The 523-nt window shown below is 44.6% G+C and carries 1 protein-coding gene; it reads right to left on the reverse strand.

All coding sequences use genetic code 11. The annotated features are described in order from the left end of the window. Positions 1-497: LysR family transcriptional regulator (locus R7E78_RS30365; RefSeq protein WP_318059178.1), on the reverse strand; the 497-nt coding region annotated here is incomplete at its 3' end. Between the last annotated feature and the right edge of the window lie 26 nt (positions 498-523).

Raw genomic sequence — 523 nt, forward strand, 5'->3', positions numbered from 1 at the left:
AGCAAAAAGGCGACTTGTCCTCTCACTAGTGAATCAAAACTCATCTCTTCTTTTGCATGGACGCTTAAGTGAGCATTGTTCCCCAACTGTTGAGAAATGCGCGTTAACACGGGAGCAAACAGCTCAAAAGAACTGCCTCTCATCGACAAAGAAAACGTACCTTGATAATAAGCTGGGTTGAATGAACCTTGGTGCAATAGGCCGTTCATACTAGACAGAATACCGTGAATGGACGGGCCAATATTCAACGCAAATGGTGTGGGCACCAAACGCGTACCATCACGATAGAAAAGATCATCTTTGAGCGTTTCACGTAACTGGCTTAGCGTTTTACTGACACTAGAAGGCGTCACACAAAGTCGCTCGGCCGCCTGAGTGACACTGTGAGTTGTCAGCAACATGTGAAGGACGGCGAGGTGTTTTACGATAATGCGCGATAGACCGATATAATCCTTGAGAGCGATGATTTCTTGAGATTTCTGCCAGTATATCAGCATGAAACAAATTTTTACTATTGATCACT

This window comes from Vibrio sp. YT-19(2023) (genome assembly GCF_033337395.1).